This window comes from Butyrivibrio sp. INlla14 (genome assembly GCF_900102515.1).
In the GTDB taxonomy this organism is placed as follows: Bacteria; Bacillota; Clostridia; order Lachnospirales; family Lachnospiraceae; genus Butyrivibrio.
This window is the reverse complement of the sequence record NZ_FMVS01000009.1, coordinates 142,784-163,181: the sequence shown is the minus strand read 5'-3', so window position 1 is coordinate 163,181 and position 20,398 is coordinate 142,784. Positions and strand designations below refer to the sequence as shown.

General features: G+C 39.4%; 15 protein-coding genes and 1 pseudogene. All 16 read right to left on the bottom strand.

Annotated elements, in window-relative coordinates; translation table 11 throughout:
• Positions 1 to 219, bottom strand: a pseudogene (locus tag BLO53_RS08020) (nucleotide sugar dehydrogenase); the annotation flags it as partial.
• 133 nt (positions 220 to 352) lie between these two features.
• Positions 353 to 1,450 carry a glycosyltransferase family 4 protein gene (locus BLO53_RS08015; protein ID WP_092060351.1) on the bottom strand — a complete coding sequence of 366 codons (1,098 nt, stop codon included), beginning with the start codon at positions 1,448 to 1,450 and terminating at the stop codon, positions 353 to 355.
• A gap of 10 nt (positions 1,451 to 1,460) precedes the next feature.
• Complete coding sequence (locus BLO53_RS08010) at positions 1,461 to 2,084, bottom strand: sugar transferase (RefSeq protein WP_092060349.1); 624 nt, start codon at positions 2,082 to 2,084, stop codon at positions 1,461 to 1,463.
• Position 2,085: 1 nt separating this feature from the next.
• Positions 2,086 to 3,357 (bottom strand): DegT/DnrJ/EryC1/StrS family aminotransferase, encoded by a 1,272-nt coding sequence (locus BLO53_RS08005; protein WP_176757210.1) that lies wholly within the window; start codon positions 3,355 to 3,357, stop codon positions 2,086 to 2,088.
• Positions 3,358 to 3,359: 2 nt separating this feature from the next.
• The gene (locus BLO53_RS08000) at positions 3,360 to 5,300 is read right to left on the bottom strand and encodes a polysaccharide biosynthesis protein (protein ID WP_092060347.1); all 1,941 of its coding nucleotides are present in this window, start codon (positions 5,298 to 5,300) and stop codon (positions 3,360 to 3,362) included.
• Positions 5,293 to 7,893 (bottom strand): O-antigen ligase family protein, encoded by a 2,601-nt coding sequence (locus BLO53_RS07995; RefSeq protein WP_092060345.1) that lies wholly within the window; start codon positions 7,891 to 7,893, stop codon positions 5,293 to 5,295. Before BLO53_RS07995 ends, BLO53_RS08000 begins: the two co-directional genes overlap by 8 nt.
• A 97-nt stretch (positions 7,894 to 7,990) precedes the next feature.
• Positions 7,991 to 9,667, bottom strand: a complete 1,677-nt coding sequence (locus tag BLO53_RS07990; protein ID WP_092060343.1) for a DUF6020 family protein — start codon at positions 9,665 to 9,667, stop codon at positions 7,991 to 7,993.
• A complete protein-coding gene (locus BLO53_RS07985; RefSeq protein WP_092060341.1) occupies positions 9,654 to 10,601 on the bottom strand; it encodes a glycosyltransferase family 2 protein in 948 nt (315 codons plus the stop codon). Before BLO53_RS07985 ends, BLO53_RS07990 begins: the two co-directional genes overlap by 14 nt.
• Positions 10,601 to 11,146 (bottom strand): GNAT family N-acetyltransferase, encoded by a 546-nt coding sequence (locus tag BLO53_RS07980; RefSeq protein ID WP_092060339.1) that lies wholly within the window; start codon positions 11,144 to 11,146, stop codon positions 10,601 to 10,603. Before BLO53_RS07980 ends, BLO53_RS07985 begins: the two co-directional genes overlap by 1 nt.
• Positions 11,146 to 12,954, bottom strand: coding sequence for a hypothetical protein (locus BLO53_RS07975; protein WP_092060336.1), 1,809 nt, complete (start codon positions 12,952 to 12,954; stop codon positions 11,146 to 11,148). Before BLO53_RS07975 ends, BLO53_RS07980 begins: the two co-directional genes overlap by 1 nt.
• Before the next feature lie 12 nt (positions 12,955 to 12,966).
• Positions 12,967 to 14,103 carry a dTDP-4-amino-4,6-dideoxygalactose transaminase gene (gene rffA, locus BLO53_RS07970; RefSeq protein WP_092060334.1) on the bottom strand — a complete coding sequence of 379 codons (1,137 nt, stop codon included), beginning with the start codon at positions 14,101 to 14,103 and terminating at the stop codon, positions 12,967 to 12,969.
• A 3-nt stretch (positions 14,104 to 14,106) separates the two neighbouring features.
• Entirely contained in the window at positions 14,107 to 14,598 is a 492-nt protein-coding gene (locus BLO53_RS07965) for a GtrA family protein (RefSeq protein WP_035789528.1), read from the bottom strand.
• A gap of 10 nt (positions 14,599 to 14,608) precedes the next feature.
• Positions 14,609 to 16,258: a hypothetical protein gene (locus tag BLO53_RS07960; RefSeq protein ID WP_143003224.1), complete on the bottom strand. Its 1,650-nt coding sequence runs from the start codon at positions 16,256 to 16,258 to the stop codon at positions 14,609 to 14,611.
• Between the two features lie 104 nt (positions 16,259 to 16,362).
• Positions 16,363 to 17,496: an acyltransferase gene (locus BLO53_RS07955; RefSeq protein WP_092060330.1), complete on the bottom strand. Its 1,134-nt coding sequence runs from the start codon at positions 17,494 to 17,496 to the stop codon at positions 16,363 to 16,365.
• A gap of 14 nt (positions 17,497 to 17,510) precedes the next feature.
• Positions 17,511 to 19,265 (bottom strand): ABC transporter ATP-binding protein, encoded by a 1,755-nt coding sequence (locus BLO53_RS07950; RefSeq protein ID WP_092060328.1) that lies wholly within the window; start codon positions 19,263 to 19,265, stop codon positions 17,511 to 17,513.
• A gap of 27 nt (positions 19,266 to 19,292) precedes the next feature.
• Positions 19,293 to 20,381, bottom strand: coding sequence for a UDP-2,4-diacetamido-2,4,6-trideoxy-beta-L-altropyranose hydrolase (gene pseG / locus BLO53_RS07945; protein WP_092060326.1), 1,089 nt, complete (start codon positions 20,379 to 20,381; stop codon positions 19,293 to 19,295).
• Positions 20,382 to 20,398 lie beyond the last annotated feature (17 nt).

The following is a 20,398-nucleotide window of genomic DNA, read 5'->3' as shown; positions in this document are numbered from 1 at the left end:
TGCAGTGAACTCAACTGTTGTCTCCTTGATAGCATCATTACCAACTTCTCTTGTTGGATCGATTCCGTTTTTATAAAGCTGAACCTTGGCAGCATTGAAATCATAGCCTACTACCTTGATCTTCTTGGCATATGCTACAGCGATTGGCATACCAACGTAGCCAAGTCCTACAAGTGAAAGTTTCTCCTCTCCTGAAAGGAGCTTCTCATATAAACTCATTGTGTTTCCTCCACACTAATCATGTTCTTTTTTCAAAAATTTACATACATAGTTATTATACTACGCATGTCAAACTGAGCAAATTATAACTTATAAGCTATATCATAAAAATGATCAGGCCGTAATGGTCTGATCATTTTCTTTCTATTTCTTTATCATAGGCATTTATTACAATATTTCTGTCAAAGTGTTTTTCTACCCATCTTCGACCTGCAAGCCCCATTTCTTTTCTCTGATCTTCTGAAAGAGATAAGATTTGTTCCACTGCTTCTATCAGAGACTTCGAATTACGAGCTTCAAAGAGATATCCACTCTTACCTAAATCCACAGTTTCTTTACACCCGTTAACGTCTGTTGCAAGTACTGGCCTGCCACAAGCTGCAGCCTCAAGCAGCACATTGGATAGCCCTTCATGATAAGAAGGGTGAACAACAATATGGCTTGCAGCCATAACATCTGGCACATTGTCAATATGCCCATAGTACTTAAGATAATTCATCTTGACAAGGTCATTTATCTCTGGCTCAAAATCAGCTTTCTCATCTTCCTCGTATTCTCCAGCAAGTTCAAAAAAGACATTGGGATTTTCTGGTTTAAGTGCTCTTATCATTTCGAAGTATTCTGAAACGCCCTTATCTTTCATCACTCTCATTACAGCAAGAATATGAATTCCAGCCTGTTCAGAAGGATATTCTGAAAGTGGGTGTTCTATAAGATTAACTCCAGACCCTGGCAAAAGACCCGCATTTTTCGTGGCAACTCCTCTATCCTGCATGAAATTCATGTTTCTTTCATTTTGGAAAAAGACTTTTCTGGCTTTTTTCATAGAGACCGAGTAGAGCTTTAATAGTATTTTACTCAGCATCCCGCCTCTTTCAATGGCTTGTCCAAGTCCTGTGACATTGCATATATACGGGACTTTTTTTATTCTTGCCGCCAACGCTCCATAAATATTGGGCTTTATAGTATAGGTCAGAACTACCCCTGGTCTTACTCTCCTTATTGTGCGCATATACTGCCTAAAGAGCTTAAAGTCCTTTGCAGGGTTCATACCATGCCTCTCTAGCGGAGCCTCTAGTAGCGTAACACCCAGTTTTTTTAGTTTGACACAGTTCTCATCAAAAGGAACAGACACGAAAACCTCGTGTCCGTTCTTCTGAAAATGCTCTATTAGTTCTTTTCTAAATAAATATAATCCGTTGGCATAATTTGTAAGAATCAGTATCTTCATTAGATTGCTTTCATTCTACCTTTTGCTTTGGTTTAGTACCGGTAAACGCCTCCATCGTAGCATTTGTAGCACTATTAATATCATTATGTCTAAAAACTACTGCAATAGTCTTTAACACGATCTTTAGGTCAAATAAAAAAGAAATGTTTCTGACATAATAAACATCTTTTTCTAATTTATCTTCCCAGCTAAGCAAGTTTCTGCCATTAACCTGCGCCCATCCTGTAAGTCCAGGTCTTACATCATGTCTGTGTCTCTGCTCCTCATTATACAAAGGCAGATACTTGACTAGAAGCGGTCTGGGTCCCACAAAGCTCATGTCACCCTTTAATATATTAAAGAACTCAGGAAGTTCATCCAGACTGGTTGCACGAAGCTTTTTTCCAAAAGCAGTAAGCCTGACTTCATCTGGAAGGAGATTTCCATTTTCATCTCTTTCATCCGTCATAGAACGGAATTTGTACATATTAAAGACCTTTTCATTCATGCCTGGACGTGGCTGTTTGAATATCACAGGGCTTCCAAGCTTAAACTTTACTAGAATAGCCACTATTATGTATAACCATGAAAAGAGGATTATTACAAGCAGTGACAATATTATATCCAATAGTCTTTTAAAAAACTTACTATACATATTATTCAAAGCACCTTTTTACGATCTCAATAATGACATCCTGCTGCTGCGGAGTCATCTTATTGTCACTTGGAAGACAGAGACCTCTTGCAAAAATATCTGCTCCTACGTCTGCTATAGCACCCTCGTCTATGTAGGCATTACTTCTTGCTCTTCCTGTTCCGCTTGCGGTAATAAATGGATTCATGCGATATACAGGCTGCATATGCATTGGTTTCCAGATTGGACGGCCTTCTGCATTATATTTCATAAGAGTGTCCAGAATTTCTGTAGGACAGCTCTTACCAGGTTCAGTAATGTACAGAACATCCTTTTCACCACGAACCTGCTTACTAAGCGCATCTTTATTGATAAGGATGCAGGACAGCCAGTAGTTTGGCTCGCTGTTCTTGGCATCAAATGGGCTCATCTTAACAGGAAGGTCTTTAAAGCCCTCCTTGTAACGCTCATAAATAGCCTTTTTCTGAGCAATGTGCTCCTCAAGGTGTGGAATCTGGCCTCTTACTACGCCTGCAATAACATTACTCATGCGGTAGTTATAGCCAAGCTCCTCATGCTGATACCAGGGGGCATCCTCTCTTGCCTGAGTTGACCATTTGCGGACTTTATGAGCATCCTCAAGATTATTTGTAAGGAACATTCCGCCTGAAGAGCCTGTGATTATCTTATTGCCATTAAAAGAAATGATGGAATAATCGCCAAAAGTTCCTGTCTCTTTTCCCTTATAAGTAGCTCCAAGAGACTCAGCTGCATCTTCTACAATGAGAGCTCCGTGCTGATCACAGATATGTCTTATCTCATCAATCTTGCCAGGAGTTCCATAGAGATGCGCTATAACAACAAGTCTAACCTCAGGGTAGATTTCAAAAGCCTTTTCAAGAGCCTTAGGGCACATATTCCAGGTGTCATATTCTGTATCGATAAATACAGCTTCACCACCCTCGTAAGCAATAGGATTTACAGTAGCATCAAATGTCATGTCTGAGCAGAATACTTTTTTGCCTTCCAGGGTTCCGTGGCCTGCCCTCTGCTGGCCATAGAGTTTCTCCCCTGCAAGTCTTATGGCAAGATGCAGGGCTGCAGTTCCTGATGAAAGAGCTACTGCGTCCTTACAGCCTACCTTTTCACATATCATTTTTTCTGCTTCATTTATGTTGGCACCTACTGTAGACATCCAGTTGGTATCGTAAGCTTCCTGTATATACTTGATCTCTTCGCCGTGCATGGTTGGTGAAGACAGCCAAACTTTCTTTTCAAAAGGCTTTATTTCCATGATTACTCCTCTTCGTTTATCCTATCAGCCACTTTTCTCAAGGCCTCTTTATGCTCCTTGGTGTGGTCTGCCTCATTATCTGTTGGATGATAAGTAGTAACTATCTCCTGAACGATGGACTTAACCTCAGCAGATTCCTCAACTGCTGCTGTTTTGAGTCTTTCAAGCTGTGAAAAGAACCTCATCTCATCCATCTCGATTGGCTTACCGATATGGATCATTTTATTTGATGTATCCTGAAGTCCTTCCTCATCCATAAGCATCTCTTCATAGAGCTTTTCTCCCGGACGAAGGCCTGTAAACTCAATTCTGATATCCTCTCCAACCTTGTAGCCAGAGAGCTTTATAAGGTTCTCAGCAAGATCAAGGATCTTGACTGGTTCACCCATATCAAGGACAAATATCTCACCGCCCTTGGCGTATGCTCCTGCCTGAAGCACAAGAGAAACTGCTTCTGTTATTGTCATGAAATATCTGATTATCTTAGGATCAGTAACAGTAACAGGGCCTCCTGCGGCAATCTGCTTTTTAAACAGCGGAATAACTGAGCCATTGGAGCCTAATACATTTCCAAACCTAACTGCTACAAATTCCGTATCATAGTGCTTATTGAAAGTCTGCACGATCATCTCACAGATTCTCTTGCTGGCACCCATTACATTTGTGGGGTTAACAGCCTTGTCTGTTGAAATGAGCACAAATTTCTTGGTTCCATTCATAGCTGCTGCCATAGCAGTCTTCCAGGTTCCAAAAACATTGTTTTTAATAGCTTCTCCCGGGCTTGTCTCCATAAGAGGAACATGCTTGTGAGCTGCCGCATGATAAACAATATCCGGCTTATACTGCTCAAAAATACTGTTTATCCTAAGGGTATTTCTAACTGAAGCTATGAGCACAACAAGGTCAAGCTCTTTATAGGCTCTTATAAGTTCCTGCTGTATCTCATAGGCATTATTCTCATATATGTCAACAATTATAAGGCGCTTTGGCTTATGTCCCGCTATCTGTCTACAGAGTTCTGAACCAATGGAGCCGCCACCACCTGTGACCATTACTGTCTTGCCACTTACATAGCCTGCAATAGAATCCATATCTACTGCTATAGGATCTCTTCCAAGAAGATCCTCAACTTCTACATCACGAAGTCTCGAAACATTAACTTCTCCATTTACAAGCTGGTACATTCCCGGAAGAGAACGAAGTTTACAATTAGTGTTCTTACAGATATCCAGGATCTTTTTAAGTTCAGGCCTTGAAACTGAAGGAATCGCAACAATTATCTCATCCACATCATAGAGGTCTGCACATTCAACGATCCTGTCTCTGCCACCTACAACTCTGATGCCCTGAATGTATTTGCCCCATTTATTACTGTCATCGTCAATAATGCACTTTATTGACATTGTAGAGAAATTGCTAGTGATGATTTCCTTGATGATAATGTTGGCTGCTTCTCCGGCACCAATGATCATTACTGCCTTACTGTTATTCCTGTTCTCCACACGATGTTTCTGACTTCGAAGAAATCTATAGGAGAATCTGCTGATAAAAATAAGTGTGATCAATAGGAATGTATAGGTAAAGTAATAACTTTGTGGCATTGCCTGGGTATGTGCCTTAAAGAACTGAAGTCCCACAGCGTTCAAAACACCAGATACAACGCAGGCCATTACCAGGTTCTGCATTTCTCTTTCACCAGCGTATGCCCACAGGCTGTCATAAAGTTTGAATATATAGAACACTACTATTGTCAGCAGTATGTTTATTGGAAGAAACTTGTTGACCGGAGACAAAAAGTAATCCGGAATAGCATCCACCTTAAACTCATATCGCATGATAACCGCGATATAGCTGGCAAGTATAATGCTCATCACATCATATACGATAAGACCAGTCCTTCTATATAGTTTTGCAAAGTTAAAAGGTTCTTTTTTCTTACTCATATCTCTTTTCCTTAAAGATCATTCCCCCGAAAGAAAGCATAAGTGCAACTGTAAGTGGATTACAGAGGTGGAATACCCACTCAGAAATACCTGCAGCCGCAAATCCAATTGTAATGGCAAATACCATAAGTGAAAGAGGGTTAGTGTTTATATTTTTCTTATAGAGCACTACTCCATATATGAGCGCGCCCAATATAAGCAGTATAAAAAGTATTCCTGTAATTATTCCGTTGTCATAAGCCACCTGAAGATACACGTTGTGAGCATGAACAGCTATCTCTCCAGTCGGAAGCTCCGCTCCCATTACATCATGGCCTGTCAGATTAAGCTCTTTAAAATATGACTTAAAGATGGTGATTCTTCCACCTGATATCACGTCAAGCTTATTGTCCATATCAACATAACCGCCAAGCTCTTCTGTAAGAATTAAGAGCTCAGCTCTGGTGAAGCCGTTTGAAACAAGATAGCCGCCCACAGGCTCTGGCAAAGTGATAGCACCCTGCATAGGATAACCATAAATATCCAGTACAGGATTTCCATCCTTGTCATAATTATCTGAATCATTAGGGTAATTATACCCCTCCCAATCAAGTCCCAGAATTTTGTGTCCAAAGAGCTTTACAAATCTCTCAACGCACATGAAGTTAGTGTTATCCCAATCAGCACCGCCTCTTATCTGAACATCAGTATCATCTATTTCATAATGAACAGGCTCCGCTATCATTGTAGGAATGATCCTCTGCATAGTAAATGCCGCAGGGAAGCACACCAAAACTGAAAGGATCATAGTGCAAAGGATTCTTCCAAACTGTTTTTTGTGGAAAGATATTACAACTATAACCACTGCAAATATGCAGGCAACTATAGCCACATAGGTAGTCCTTGATACTGTGAACAGGGCATAGGACATGATCCATCCAAAAAGAACTATCTCTTTCCAGGCTGTCTTAAAAAGTTCGATCCTTGATGAGTTCTTAGGGAAAGAAATAACCTTTATAGCCAGCATTACAGTCGCAGCAGCTCCCATGGCTGTGAAGTATTCAGCAGTAACTGTAACTGTGTGGAAGATAAATCCAAATCTTCCAAGCATATATCCTGCAAAATATCTGTGCAGTAGTGAAAATCCAAGGGATATAGCAAAGTTCAGCATTAGTCCCCCGGAAAGAATCTTGTACCAGTCAAGTCGACCTCTCCACATCAGCATTCTGATGAAAAGAGCTCCAAATATCAGGACCATAAATACTCCCCAGGTTCTGGTATTTCTAAAAACAACAAGACAAACAAAAAATGCAAGGCTGAACCAGCCAAATACTGTCAGTGAATAGTTTGTTCTAAAGAAAGGCTTTTTGCTCCTTACATTGCTGATCATGCCATGGACAAGCGGCCTTACTACACCTATGACAACAAATCCTGCCAGAATGACTATCACTATGAAATATCTGAGTGCAAGATTTCTTATATCGTACTCTTTATCTGACATGGGAAGCTTATTTTGTCCGTAATAGCCTATGGACCATATAACTGAAACCACAAGCCATATCAGATTAAAGACATTGAAAACTTCTTTAAATGAAAATGTCAGTAATATCAAAAGCAACAGGCATATTTCCATGCATCTTTGTGAAAGAGTATGGAAGATATCATAAAGACCGTTCATATATTCACTTGCATACCAGATTGCCATAGCTATCATAAGCATCTGAAGGACATATACGACTTTATTTTTGTCAGCTATTCCATCCCAGAAGGAAATCCCCAGCTTATGTGTCACAACCTTGTGGTTGATTCCGTAAAATACTATTCCTGCACAGATGATAAGTCCAAGCTCATAAAAGATAATATCTATTGCTCTCGAATCAAACATCTTAAGAGGAAATACCATTATCATAAGTGTAGCAAAAAAAACTGCTGCCACAGGATTAGCTATAAATCTTAGGGCTTTTTCAACAGTTGAAATGGTATTTTTTTCAGGATATTTTTTAAAGAACAGCTCTATGATGGTAAATGCTGTGATTGCTACAACAAGCGCAATCAGGATAGCGATCATAGAAAAGCTCTTTGGCATAGGAACTCTGTAATTATATTTTGCATAGAAATGCCTTGCTGGTATCTCCTGGCCTGAGCAAAAGAGGCTTCCAACATATCCGGCCTCTCCATTTAGATCCTCAAGTCCAATCTTGTACATAGACCTGCAATCCTTGAGAACAAGGCTGTAGTTCTTGCCAACCTCCACATTAAGTTCCATGGGAATATTAACAAATCCAGGAATCTCATACTCATCTGTATCGACAACTACTCTTAAGACCTCTGTATAATTCTCATCAAGAACCTGGGCCATGATGTATTTGCCAGTTGCCATTTCTGAAATGTATACATCTATGCTGCTAAGCCTGTCATACTGTGTTATGAAATTCTGTAGATAACTCCTCTCAAAGGAGGCATTCTGCTCAGTAGCCCCTACGTATTCGCCACCGGCACTATATTCCTTTACATCTGTCCATACTCTAAAAGGCCATATGCTAAGCACTACCAGAAGTGTCAGCAACATGACCACTATTTTAGCTCCAGTTTTTTTACTGATTATTTTTCTCATTTATCTGTATTCCCACTATTTTTAAGCGCAAAAAACCATCATTAAATATTAACATACATGCAATTCTTAATCAAACTCGCCAAACGCGTATCTCTTATCACTCTATTCCCGCATTTGATGCAGGATTTCCTGCCAGCAGCAAAGGAAGAGAAGTCCAGAGATAAACTACATATCTCACTAGATATGTAGGCCCCAGAAGTACTGTCAAAAAGGTTAAGATCATTGGCATAAAGGGCAACACGCCGCTAAAGCTTTTTCTTGATAACCTGTAAAAGAGAACAAACATGTAGATAAGCAGAATACAGCCAGGCTTGAACAGAAGCGCAAGTACAGGCGCATCCTGCTGGAAACTTCCAATTGAAAGATATCTGTACAAGGAGTCAAGTGCCGGAATAAGGCTGACTCTATGTCCTGGTGCCTCTACCTCATAGCCAAAATATGAGCTGTCTTCGTAGGTAAAGGTAAATACTGTATTCCCCTGGTAAACATTCATAACAGAAGCTGGGTACCAGTATCCATAGGAAGTCAAAAACCATGCATTTAAATATGTCATTGGTTTCTTGACAAGGAGACTTTTCCACAGTTTCCAGAATGACTTTGAATCCTTCTCATAGAGCTCATTGTCAAAGCCAACCTTTACCATATCTGAAACCCTTGGAGTATACAGTTTTAGGTTTTCCTCTGGTATATAGCTAATAAGTAGCTCTTTTTCCTCCTGGGTCATTATGTCCGGCTCATAGGTATATACCCTCGCCATCTGCATTATAGGCACCGTAAGCATTTCCTGATGATGAGTTCCTTCACTGCTAAGAATTCCAGAAAAAAGCCCTGAGATGATCAGATATAAAGCTACAGGAATGAGCAGCATAGGCGCTACAAGACTCTTTATCTTTTTCCTGAAATAAAAAAGTGCAAATGGCACAAATACTAAATAGGCGTAAAAGCCATTATGTCTAAAGAGCGGCATTAAAACAGCTGTGCTGATAAACAGGACCACCTTGATCCTACTTGATAGAAATCCTTCCAAATCCTCAACCATCTGGAATAAAAATACTGTAAGGAGTAGCAAAAAAGCTCCAAACAGGCCGTCTTTACTGGAACAAAGGGTAAACATCACTATGGTTGGAAAAAGGCCGTAGTAAAGACATGTGATCAAATTTCCTGTCTTTCCAAGTTTCTTTTGGTAAAGATAATCTGTAACATAGGCAAATATAGCCGTGATCACCATCATTTGAAGAAGAATATAGAGAAATATTCCTGCATTCCAGGAGCCTGTAATCTTGTGAGCAAGGGCTATTGTGCCGCCTAAGAGAAGCACGTGCAAAAGCGGATGGTGTGTGGTAAAGGTCCTGGTCAGTACTTCATTGAGCTCATCCTGAGCGTCATACACGAAAAAGCCAGGAAATGTTCCAAGAAGTACCGGAATATTTAAAGCCATCATAAGAAGCCAGTTCTGCACAAATCTGCTCTTCTTGTCGCTCTTGCCATAGCTTGCCCTGTATTTATCAAGTCTAAACAGGCCCATCAGTTTCTCGCCGTAAAAGGTGCTGGTGTAATTATCCCACACGTGCTTGGCATCAACTGTCAAAACCACCATTATAAGGGCCATTATGTACATGGCATTTTTATCTGCAAGATTTATCCGGGACTGATTTTCAAGCTGGTATCCAAGTACCATAAAAAGCCCTGATAAAACGCCAAATAAGCCTGACATAAGCCAGGCTATCTTACTGTTTCTATTGAATTTGTTCTTCCCCAAATCACTCTTTTCCATCTTCTGTAGTCTCGCGAATTACAAATTGTGGATTTTTGTTCTGAGAAATATATACTCTCCCCAAGTACTCTCCGATCATTCCAAGCATCAGCATCAGCATCCCGCCAATAAAGATTATGGCACTCATGAGGGCAGAAAAACCCACAGGAACATCAGGGCGCACAAACTTTTTAACTATTGTATAAATACCGTAGATAAAGCCTATTGCTGCAAAGGAAAAGCCTGTAAAGGTTGCAACCCTCAGGGGCTTTATGCTAAAAGCAGTAAATCCGTTTATCCAAAGGCCAAAGAGTTTTGCAAAGTTATATCCGCTTTGGCCAATTTCTCTTTTCCTATGGTTAACATCAACATTTACTATATTCTTGGTGGTCCTAAGCACAAGACCTATAACGTAAGGATAGGAACTTTCATATTTGACCATCTCATCTACTACAAACCTGCGTACTGCAAAGTAGCTTGAAACAAAGAGCTCCTTGGGCTTACCCAGCATCACATAGGCCATAGTTTCATTCATAAAGGTTCCAAAGTTCCTGAATAGATTGTGCTGCTTGTGGCTATATCTTGCATAAGCTACGTCTGCTCCTTCTTCAAGAGCGTTAATAAGCTTGTAAGCCTCATCAGCTGGAGTCTGTCCGTCATCGTCAAGGCAGATAACATAGTCTCCTGTTGACCTGTGAAGGCCAGCCATAAGGGCAGCATGCTGTCCAAAATTCTTGGCAAAATTGATGCCAACTACATCTTTATTATCAGCCTTGGCCGCTATCTCTTTTAACTTATCCCAGGTATTATCTGGAGAGCCATCATTGACCAGGATGATCTCGTAGGTATAATCTGCCATGCCTGACATGGTATCTCTTATTTCATCAACCACAGATCCTATAGTTTTTTCTGACCTGTAACATGGAATCACAAAACTAATCTTTTTGTTGTGCATTAGGAATTTGCCCTTTCAGTTTGTAAAAGATTCTCCATGAGTATCATATCACTTTTTATGCCATCACTGCACTCAACCATTGGAAGCTTTTGATACTCTCTAAATCCGGCATTCTCATAACTCTTTATAGCTACACTGTTATAGCTAAATGCCCTGAGGATAAGTCTCTTAAGCCCAAGATCTCTTGCATATTCAACAGCAAGCCTTGCTGTCTCATTCCCATATCCCTTTCCTGTAGCATCATCCTCACCGATAAATACGCCGTACTCGGCCTCAGACTTATCTTCTGTTATGTACTTGAGATACACACTACCAACTGGCCTGTTTCCATTATTTTTTTCACATATGATCATCTGTACTACACGACCTGCAAAAACCTGAGTCTGTAGCCAGTTTTCGTGAATTTCTCTTGTGAATGGAACCCTGTAGACAAAGTTCTGTCTTACTCTTTCATTATTTCTCCACTTAACGATAAGTTCAGTATCTTCACTTGTTATAAGCCTAAGACAGACCTGTTCTCCAGTTTTGATAATCTTTTCGTTCATTACTCTACTCTCTCTACCTTGTATATTGCAAAAATCTGATTTATAAGATCAACTTTATTTAAATTAACTTCTATTCCCTTTTCTCTGTAATAATCTGAAAGCCAGGTAACATCATCCATATCCCTGATAACAAAGTATGCGTTTTCAGATAAAAGCGCATCCTGGGCATTCTCAAAGCCTGCCTTTTTTAGCTTATCTCTGTAGGCAGGACTCTTACTGGCCCATCCGCCTAGTATATCGTGGTTAGAGAAGCTGTTATCTACTCTGTAAAACATTTTCTCAGAAAAAGTGGCATCACCAACAACATTGTCCCCAGTGGAAACGCTTGTATATACGTCAACAAAGTAATAGGAATCCTTATTATCTTTAAAGTAATCGTAAAGCGTCTCATAATGAGCAAGCATCAGGCTTCTCTCGAAATGCTCTCTCTCAATTACTTTGATCTGCATTGGCACTGTGACCATTCCAAGCAGGCAGATACAAAGTGCAGGAACCCACAATTTCTTTTGTCTGTCTTTTACAATCAGAGTCAGCATTCCTAGAAGTATCAACATTTCAAGGAAGTACATAGGATGCGTTATCCTTATAGGATCTCTTCCTCTCATTATGATGTAAAGCCACAAAACACTCCTGCAGGCAAAAAGAACTACCATCAGGCCAATACTCTGAAGTAGTCCTGCTCTATCTTTTTTGTAAATAACAATGCACGCGATAAATACAAAAATATAAAGAGCGATAACTCCCATATTCCATGGATAGTCTGTCATTGGATACTCATAGGCCCTTGGAGTTTCAACATGATGAAGCCTGTATATATAAAGAGATACCGCATTCATCAGCCTGTCCTTAAGTGGTTTCTCTTCTCCTCTTAAGCTTGCGGCATAGTCTGCTATTTTTTTGAGGGTATCTGCGTTTATTTCATCATCAAGTTCAAAGTTATAGTTAAGAAGGAGTTTTTGTTCACTCTCAGACAAACCTATACTGTCATAAAAGTCCTTGTTCTCTGCGTAATCAGGAATGTACTGAAAGTCATAAAGCTCTGTCCTGTTGTCAAAAAACCTGTTAAATTCCTTCCACTCAGGATTGCTATAGGCTATTCTGTGAGCCATCTGACAAGCAAAAAGTCCAAGGATCAGAAAAGCGCAAAGTCTTACATATTTGCCAAAAAGATGCTTTCTAAGGCCACATTTTGAAATACCTTTATCATCTGCAAGACGCAGCCTGGTAAGGCACCATTTTATCAGAATGGCAACGCCTACCATAGGTAGTGTCAAAAGAAGCATCTCTGACCTTATCAGATATGCTACAAGGATCATTATTATAGCTATTATGTCATCCTTTTTGGAATTGTCACTGGATGAAAGTATAAGGAAAGCCGCTGTTGCCGATAAGAGGCCACAGACAACAGTGTACTGGACATAAAGAAGGTGTGGCCAGAAAAATCCAAGAACCGCACTGGCAAAGGCAATAATATAAAGGACGCCCTTCCTTGCATTTTCTCCATACTCATATACTTTTTTACCAATGATAAACATACACAGATATTGCAAAAGACATAAAAAGATGCCATACCAATCTGCATTTATCCCGGTTCTATATAAAACAGAGATAAAGAAGCTGATAGGATACAGCATCTGGATATTATGTCCCTCAGGAGTTCCTGTATAGGCTCCTGAGAGAATATCTTTCATTAAAACATCATCGTTAAGGTCAAAAAAGTAGTCACCAAAATATGCTGTTAATACAAGCACAGCCAGTACAACTAATGCAGATATTATTGAGCTCTTCAGTGATCTAAGCTTTTCCATATTATTCCCCAATTATGTGAATTTGTAGAACTCCTTAACCCTCATAACAACTTCATCAATATCATCATTAGTAAGCTTGTAGTACATAGGGAGTCTAAGAAGTCTCTCGCTCTCTCTGGTAGTATATCTATCTTCTCCTCTGAACTCACTGTATATCTTACCAGCCTTTGAAGAATGAAGTGGTACATAGTGAGAAGCAGGAAGGATATCGTTACTCTTAAGGAAGTTTATAAGCTGCTCTCTCTCTTCAAGGTCCTTACACTTAATGTAGAACATGTGAGCATTGTGAACGCATCCCTCTGGAACTACTGGGAGCTCAATAAGCTTCTTTTCCTCAAGTGGTCTAAGTGCCTCAAAATATCTGTTCCAATGATCCATTCTGGCATCATTGATCTCATCTGCCATTTCAAGCTGAGCATAAAGGTAAGCTGCATTCATCTCACTTGGAAGATATGAAGAGCCTGGCTCGATCCAGCTATATTTATCTACCTTACCAAGTTTGTAAAGAGTCCTGTTAGTACCTTTTTCTCTGATGATAATAGCATCATCCACATAGGTCTCATCTCTTAAAAGAAGGGCTCCGCCTTCACCCATACTGTAGTTCTTGGTCTCATGGAAACTAAAGTTACCAAAATCGCCTATTGAACCAAGAGCCTTGCCCTTATAGGTTGACATAACGCCCTGGGCAGCATCCTCTATAACAAGAAGATTATGTCTCTTGGCGATATCCATGATAGTATCCATCTCACAGGCAACACCAGCGTAGTGAACAGGAACTATAGCCTTAGTCTTGGAAGTAATAGCCTGCTCGATCTTTGTTTCATCGATGTTCATTGTATCTGGTCTGATATCTACAAATACAACTTTGGCTCCTCTAAGTACAAAGGCATTTGCTGTAGAAACGAAGGTATATGAAGGCATGATGACCTCATCACCTTCCTTGATCCCAGCCAGTATAGCTGACATCTCTGTAGCGTGAGTACAGGATGTAGTAAGAAGTGCCTTGGATACACCTGTCTTTTTCTCAATCCACTCATTAGCCTTGGCTGTAAATGGACCATCTCCGCATATCTTCTGATTCTCAACACACTCTTTGATATAATCAAATTCTTTTCCAGTAAATGGTGGTACATTAAAATTTATACGCATAAGTTACTCCTCTGAGGCCAGTTTCTCTTTCTGGTCTGGCTTTTTAAAAACTATAAGTTTACTAATAATGTAGTTAAGTACTATTACAACAAAGGTTGCTCCCAATTTGACCGGCATCTTGGGGAACCCCATCAGAGTGATGAAAATAAATATCAGAAGATCTTCAACCACTAGTGTAAAGAGCCTTCCTAAAGTAAATGATCCTGCCTGCTTCAGGAAATCCTTTTTGGTGTCTACCTTGCCATCAAATACCCATGTTCTGTTGGTAAAGAACTGGAATGCAACACATATTACCCAGTCTATAGAGTTATTGACCACCTCATTAAGGTGCATAACACTATCCATGAACCAAAAAAGGAAAATACTCAAAAAGAAAGTAAGTCCTCCAAAGAAGAGGTATAACAAGCCTTCCTTGTACTTCTTATAAAAAGGTTCAAATATGTTCAGAATGGGTAAAGACATGATCCTGTCAAAAATATCTTTCTTTTCTTCCATAAAAACTAAATCAGTCCTCACTTTCAAATCCTGTAACGAAAACTGTCAATCTTTCGTTCTCAAATACCTTATTATAATCATGTTCAGCCATATAGTCCAATAAAATATCATATTTTGAATTTATATTAGCATATTCTGCCATGTCCTTGCCAACTATGATCATAGGCTCTGGTTCCTCTGAAACAGACAGCTCAGAAAGAGCCGTTTCAAATTTGTCAACAGAATAACTGTCAAGATCTGGCCACGTAGTGTTTATAGCGGGTTCAAGATCATAAATGTAGGAAAGCCCTGGAACTCCGCCAAAAAATATGGTTTTCTCATCCATAAGTGAGTTCTCACCCAGGAAATCATTTAGCTCTTTTAGACTATCAGCATTAGCCTTGGTAGTTTTCATACCAGAAATCTTCTCGATTCCACTAACATAGCTGACTCTTGCTGTTCCATCCATTCCATCTCCGAAAGCAAATCTAAAATGGAAAATTGTTCCCTGGATCAGAAGAACTATGATAACCATTGTTATCATTGCCTGCCATGGAAAATTTATATCCTTATCCCCGAGTCTTTGCATAAGGCGCCTGATAAGCCATAAAGTAATAGGTGCTATGATAAACAGACAATTTAAAATGGGATATGTATAGTTATTGCTTCCAACTGGCAGAACAAGTATCAGCATCACCACAGCAAATGAAAGAGCCTGTTCCTGCTTGTTTCCATTTAAAAAGCCAGTGGAGCCCAGGATTCCAATAATAACAGCTATTATTACAAACATCATAGCAACACTAAATATGCTGTCATAATATGTATAGTTCCTGGTAAAGGTTCCTACAGCGAAGAAATATCTGACAAGAATAAGAAGTCCTGCCACATACAGTCCTTTCTTGATCCAGATATACCTATCTGTTTTTAGCATGAACATTACTATTCCAGCCAACATGCATGGCACAATGATTGCCATCTTGAAAAGTACTGAGGTATATCCCTCAATTATCATCGAGATCATTCCGCCAGAAGAATAATCCGAAGCGCCACTAGTCATGCTAAACAAAGATCCAATCATATTAAAATATGCAAGCGGCCCATACATAATGCATGTTATCAAATAAAAAATGCCAAATCCAGTTACATAACCACCGATACAGATGCCTGTTTTTTGGGCTGCTGCTGGAAATTCCTCTTTTGTGATAAAAAGATAAAACCAAAGGATCAGGATCAGGGAAGCTTCCACTATATTGGGAAATCTCACCATCACATTGATTCCCAGAAATACTCCTGCCAGAAACAAATATAGCTCCTGCCTCTTCCAGGCAAACATTCCCTTTAAAAGCATCAGAGCACCAAGTGATAAAAAAACATAGGACAAGTTGTTATACAATATAGCCTTTGGACACCAGCAGAGACTTTCTGCAATAAATAGTCCTATAAATATCATCCAACCAGGCATATAGTCCTGAAGCATATAATACGAAACAAGCGCCACAAAACTTATAAGAAAGCTGCAGTAAATACCAATTCCCAACATAGTATTTCCAAAGGGTAATTGCATGAATAGTTTTCCTACAAGATTGCTGATAAATGTAGAAAGTATCCACATTGGATCAATAGAAGACATATACTCAAAATTTGTCAGGCTATAAGTAGTATCTGCTATATCTATTCCCAAATTTACTCCTATGAGTGGGTATAATAGTAAAGCCACTGGAAAAACATATTTTTCCAGTGGTGCCTGATATCTTTTGAACTTATAGAAAAAACTTCTGATAGTACTCAACATAACGACTCATCCCATTGTCTTATCTTCTTAAAGAGCCATGTATCATGACAAACTCTTCCTACAAAGCCAAATACAAGTTTTCGGATCCAGTCAACAAATACACCAGCTGTAAAGATTATAACTATTGAAGCCGCAAGGTGCAGAGCATATAAAGGAACACTATGTACAGGCACTTCTCCTATTATATGTTCTATCCACTCTACCCATCTGTCCTTCATCTCAATATGCATGTGAAGAAGGTATACACCAAAGGTAAATGGCGCTATAAATCTGATCACATCCGCAGTCTTGTTTTCTTTTACCCTGAAATATCTAAAGAAAGAGAAAAGTCCCAAAGAACCAGTGAGGGTAAAGAAATAATTAAAATGAAACGGAACGTCAAAGAAATAAATAAAGCCTCCCCTTGTCAGGTTTATATAGTAAATTCCAAACTTCATAAAGGCAATGATAATGCAGGATATAAAGAAGACTATAAGGCTATTTCTGGCATTATAGAACACCCTTACATCATATTTACGTATATAAGCTGCAATAAGGTACAAAACAATAAACCATCCGTAGTCATATCCCCACTTATCAGTAACGAACATAACTGGAACAAAGCTCTTAATAAAGCAAAACCATATTAGCAGTCCCAAAATAACTGTCTTGAGCTGCTTACGAGAAAGTGCATGTATTGCTGAATTCATGACAGGGGCAAGAACATACATGATTATATAGGCTGTCACAAACCAGTAGTGTTCAGAGGTTATTGGAAAAAGATACTGAACTATCTTGTAAAAGGAATCATTTGACCTCACAACATAAGTTCCAGTAATCATCATGACTAAAGAAATCATGACCGTGTAAAAAAATACCTGGCAGATAAGCTGCAAAACACGGCTCAGTTTAACCTTGGAATTAGAAAGGAAATATCCACTTATGAATACATAAGTATTAAGACCTGTTATGCAAAAAGCCTCTAAAATAGTTGCATAGACGTCTACTCCTGTAACTGGCATTCCCAAATGGATCAGTGTATCACAATAGGTATTATAATGAAGTACAATGATCATTATCATTGCAACTATTCGCAGGAGTTCAAAGTTTGCATTTCTCTTTTTTCCTAGCACTACCCCGTCTGACATATATCCTCCAACTATTACTGTCTTTCTATTTCAGCCTTGCCATCACCAACTCTGTAAACCATGTCACATTTCTCTATGGTCTGAAGCCTATGAGCAATAATGATCAAAGTTTTTTTGCCATGGAGCCTATTAATAGAATCCATGATTGCTGCCTCAGTTTCATTATCGAGAGCTGATGTAGCCTCATCAAGAACAAGAACCTCGGGATCTTCAAAAAGAGCTCTGGCAATACCAATTCTCTGTCTCTGTCCACCAGAAAGCCTGATTCCTCGCTCACCTATCTGTGTATCAAGGCCCTCTGGAAGTCCCTTAACGAACTCATCAAGAGAAGCCTCTTTAAGAGCCTGCCATACCTTGTTATCATCAATTTCATCATCTGCATAGCCAAAGGCCACATTCTTGCGGATTGTAGAATCCACCATAAAAATAGTCTGTGGTATATATCCAATATTCTTAAGCCAGCCCTTGTAATTGGACATGACATCTACGCCATCAGCACAGATTCTGCCACTCTCAGGCTTTAGCAGTCCGAGTAATACGTCCACAATTGTGGTTTTTCCAGCACCGGATGTTCCAACAATTCCCACTGACTTTCCAACAGGAATCTTCATGGAAGCCTTGTCTAAAATATAGGATTCTGTATTAGGATATTTGTAGCAGATATCCACCATTTCAATATCCTTGGTAACAGGAAGTTTTTCTACTTCTACTTTTTTCCTATAGTCATCGCTATTATATGATACTGATCCATCATTTATTTCCTGCTGCAGATTGTCAGTAACATTCATCATAAACGGCTCAAAGTAAGCAATTGAAGTCAGATAATTATTTATCCTGTTGGCACTTGGAATAAGCCTTGCTGCAGCTACTCCCATGAGAGTAAGCTGTGATACCAGGTCCTTAAGAGCTGTTCCTTGAGACATATCAAAAAGCATGTAGCCCACCATGCCTGCAATTGCAACTGTCTCGATAAGAAGCCTTGGTGTGGAATTATAGAGATTATACTTTTGAACTGCGTACACATAACCTGCTCCGCAATCAGCATAGCCATTGATAAAATAGTTTTCCTTGCCTGCAATCTTTATCTCTTTTATTCCTGTAACAGACTCATTTATCCACTTATAAAGTCCGCTGTAATAGTCCTGATTGTCCTGTCCAGCCTTGACCATTACCGGTTTTATAACATATTTGATTATAAGAAGAACTGCCGTTAAAAGAACTGCTATTGTAATAGTCATCTTGGCATCCTGTCTGAGCAGAATAGCTGTAAGAAATATAAATACAATAACTTCGCTGGTAAGCTGAAGGCAGTTTAAAATAAGTGCGTACATATTGTTAACATCAGAGGTAATACTACGCTGTATAACGCTGGTATCAGCATTAAGGTAATATTCGTAAGGCCTCTGCATGAAGTTGATCATCATTCGCCTTGATGTTGCAAATTGATTGGTATAAGTAAACTTAAGCTGAACAACGTTTATAAGGAACAAAACCAAATTCTTGACCACAAAAACAAGGATAAGGCATACCATGATGATCTCAGCAAGCTGTATAGTGCTTTTTAAGTTCAGCCCATGATAAACAGCCGCCAGAATCTTGTTTTGTTCTACCTTCTCAGGGTTTATAACAATCTGCATGATAGGGGCAATAATTGCAATTCCTAAAGCTTCTAATAATCCGCCGATAAGCATCAGGAATACTATACCTACCATCTGAAGTTTCTGTCTTCTATCAAGAAGTATGTTTATTTTCTTAAAAATCTTACGCATAAAATAATAAAAAATCCTTCCAATGGATCAAACCAATAGCCCGACTATGGCATCCACTATTTTTTCTGTTCCTTTTCCATCTATGATACTTCTGGCTTTATCGCTCATTCTTTTTCTAAAACCAGGGTTATCCACAGCCGCAGTTCCCCAGGTAACGATCTTCTGAACCAGCCTATGATCCTTTCTGGCATCACCGGCATATTTAGCTGCTCCAAGCTTATCAAAACCAATGGCAAAATCAACCTGATTATCAGCCATGCTAAAAGCTACCGTTGGAACTCCAACTGCACATAGCTCATACAAAGTAGCGCCTCCAGCAGAAACAGCATAGTCGCAGCTACTCATAAGTTCAGGCATATTTGTAACGTGCTCATGAAGAGTTATCTCTTTATGCCTGTCAGAAAGAGCTTCTAATTCTCTCCTATAGTCCTCTTCAAAAAATGTCCCTACTATAACCTCACATTCAAGGCCTGTAACATCAAGGACCTTTCTGCAAGGGCTGTCACCCTCGTAAATTTCAGTCAGAATATTTTTTATAACAAAGTATGGGTCTGTTCCACCAGTAGATAAAAACACTTTCCTGGCTCTTGGCCTTACCTGATAGTCTGTTTTTGAAAACGCAGGGCGAATAGGCGCATACTGCTCCCCAAGAAGCTTTATCCCGGCGCTATAAATATCTTTTCCCCCGGAAATATCATAATTAACAATTAAGTCCACAGGATAATCATTTTTGCCAAAATCGTCAATAAGCCCAAGTTTGATATTCCTTCCACTCTCTGCAATAAGATCCTTTAAATCCGCAAAATAATCAGGAGTTGCATAGTAGGAATCAATCAGGAAAAAGTCCGGAGCTTCTTCTTTGAAAAATTCAGCAAAGATTTCAAGTTCCTCCTCCGGCTTGGAATAATCTGTATGCAAAATTCTGGCATCGAAAACAATATTATCCTGGTCAGAAAGAACTCTAAGAACGTGGGCGCTGTCGTCATCCGCCAGAATAAACTCCACATCCATTCCTCTTCTTATAAGTTCATCAGCAATAGTCATGCATCTTCTGATGTGCCCAGTAGCTATGTCTTCATTTCCGTTGGCCTTGATCCAGATCTTCCTATTCTCCATCTTTCACCTCAAAACAA

Excerpts from the sequence above, each read along its gene's own strand:
- BLO53_RS08015 (WP_092060351.1), bottom strand. The coding sequence starts at position 1,450 with ATGAAGATACTGATTCTTACAAATTATGCCAACGGATTATATTTATTT.
- BLO53_RS08010 (WP_092060349.1), bottom strand. The coding sequence starts at position 2,084 with ATGTATAGTAAGTTTTTTAAAAGACTATTGGATATAATATTGTCACTG.
- BLO53_RS08005 (WP_176757210.1), bottom strand. The coding sequence starts at position 3,357 with ATGGAAATAAAGCCTTTTGAAAAGAAAGTTTGGCTGTCTTCACCAACC.
- BLO53_RS08000 (WP_092060347.1), bottom strand. The coding sequence starts at position 5,300 with ATGAGTAAGAAAAAAGAACCTTTTAACTTTGCAAAACTATATAGAAGG.
- BLO53_RS07995 (WP_092060345.1), bottom strand. The coding sequence starts at position 7,893 with ATGAGAAAAATAATCAGTAAAAAAACTGGAGCTAAAATAGTGGTCATG.
- BLO53_RS07990 (WP_092060343.1), bottom strand. The coding sequence starts at position 9,667 with ATGGAAAAGAGTGATTTGGGGAAGAACAAATTCAATAGAAACAGTAAG.
- BLO53_RS07985 (WP_092060341.1), bottom strand. The coding sequence starts at position 10,601 with ATGCACAACAAAAAGATTAGTTTTGTGATTCCATGTTACAGGTCAGAA.
- BLO53_RS07980 (WP_092060339.1), bottom strand. The coding sequence starts at position 11,146 with ATGAACGAAAAGATTATCAAAACTGGAGAACAGGTCTGTCTTAGGCTT.
- BLO53_RS07975 (WP_092060336.1), bottom strand. The coding sequence starts at position 12,954 with ATGGAAAAGCTTAGATCACTGAAGAGCTCAATAATATCTGCATTAGTT.
- rffA (WP_092060334.1), bottom strand. The coding sequence starts at position 14,103 with ATGCGTATAAATTTTAATGTACCACCATTTACTGGAAAAGAATTTGAT.
- BLO53_RS07965 (WP_035789528.1), bottom strand. The coding sequence starts at position 14,598 with ATGGAAGAAAAGAAAGATATTTTTGACAGGATCATGTCTTTACCCATT.
- BLO53_RS07955 (WP_092060330.1), bottom strand. The coding sequence starts at position 17,496 with ATGTCAGACGGGGTAGTGCTAGGAAAAAAGAGAAATGCAAACTTTGAA.
- BLO53_RS07950 (WP_092060328.1), bottom strand. The coding sequence starts at position 19,265 with ATGCGTAAGATTTTTAAGAAAATAAACATACTTCTTGATAGAAGACAG.
- pseG (WP_092060326.1), bottom strand. The coding sequence starts at position 20,381 with ATGGAGAATAGGAAGATCTGGATCAAGGCCAACGGAAATGAAGACATA.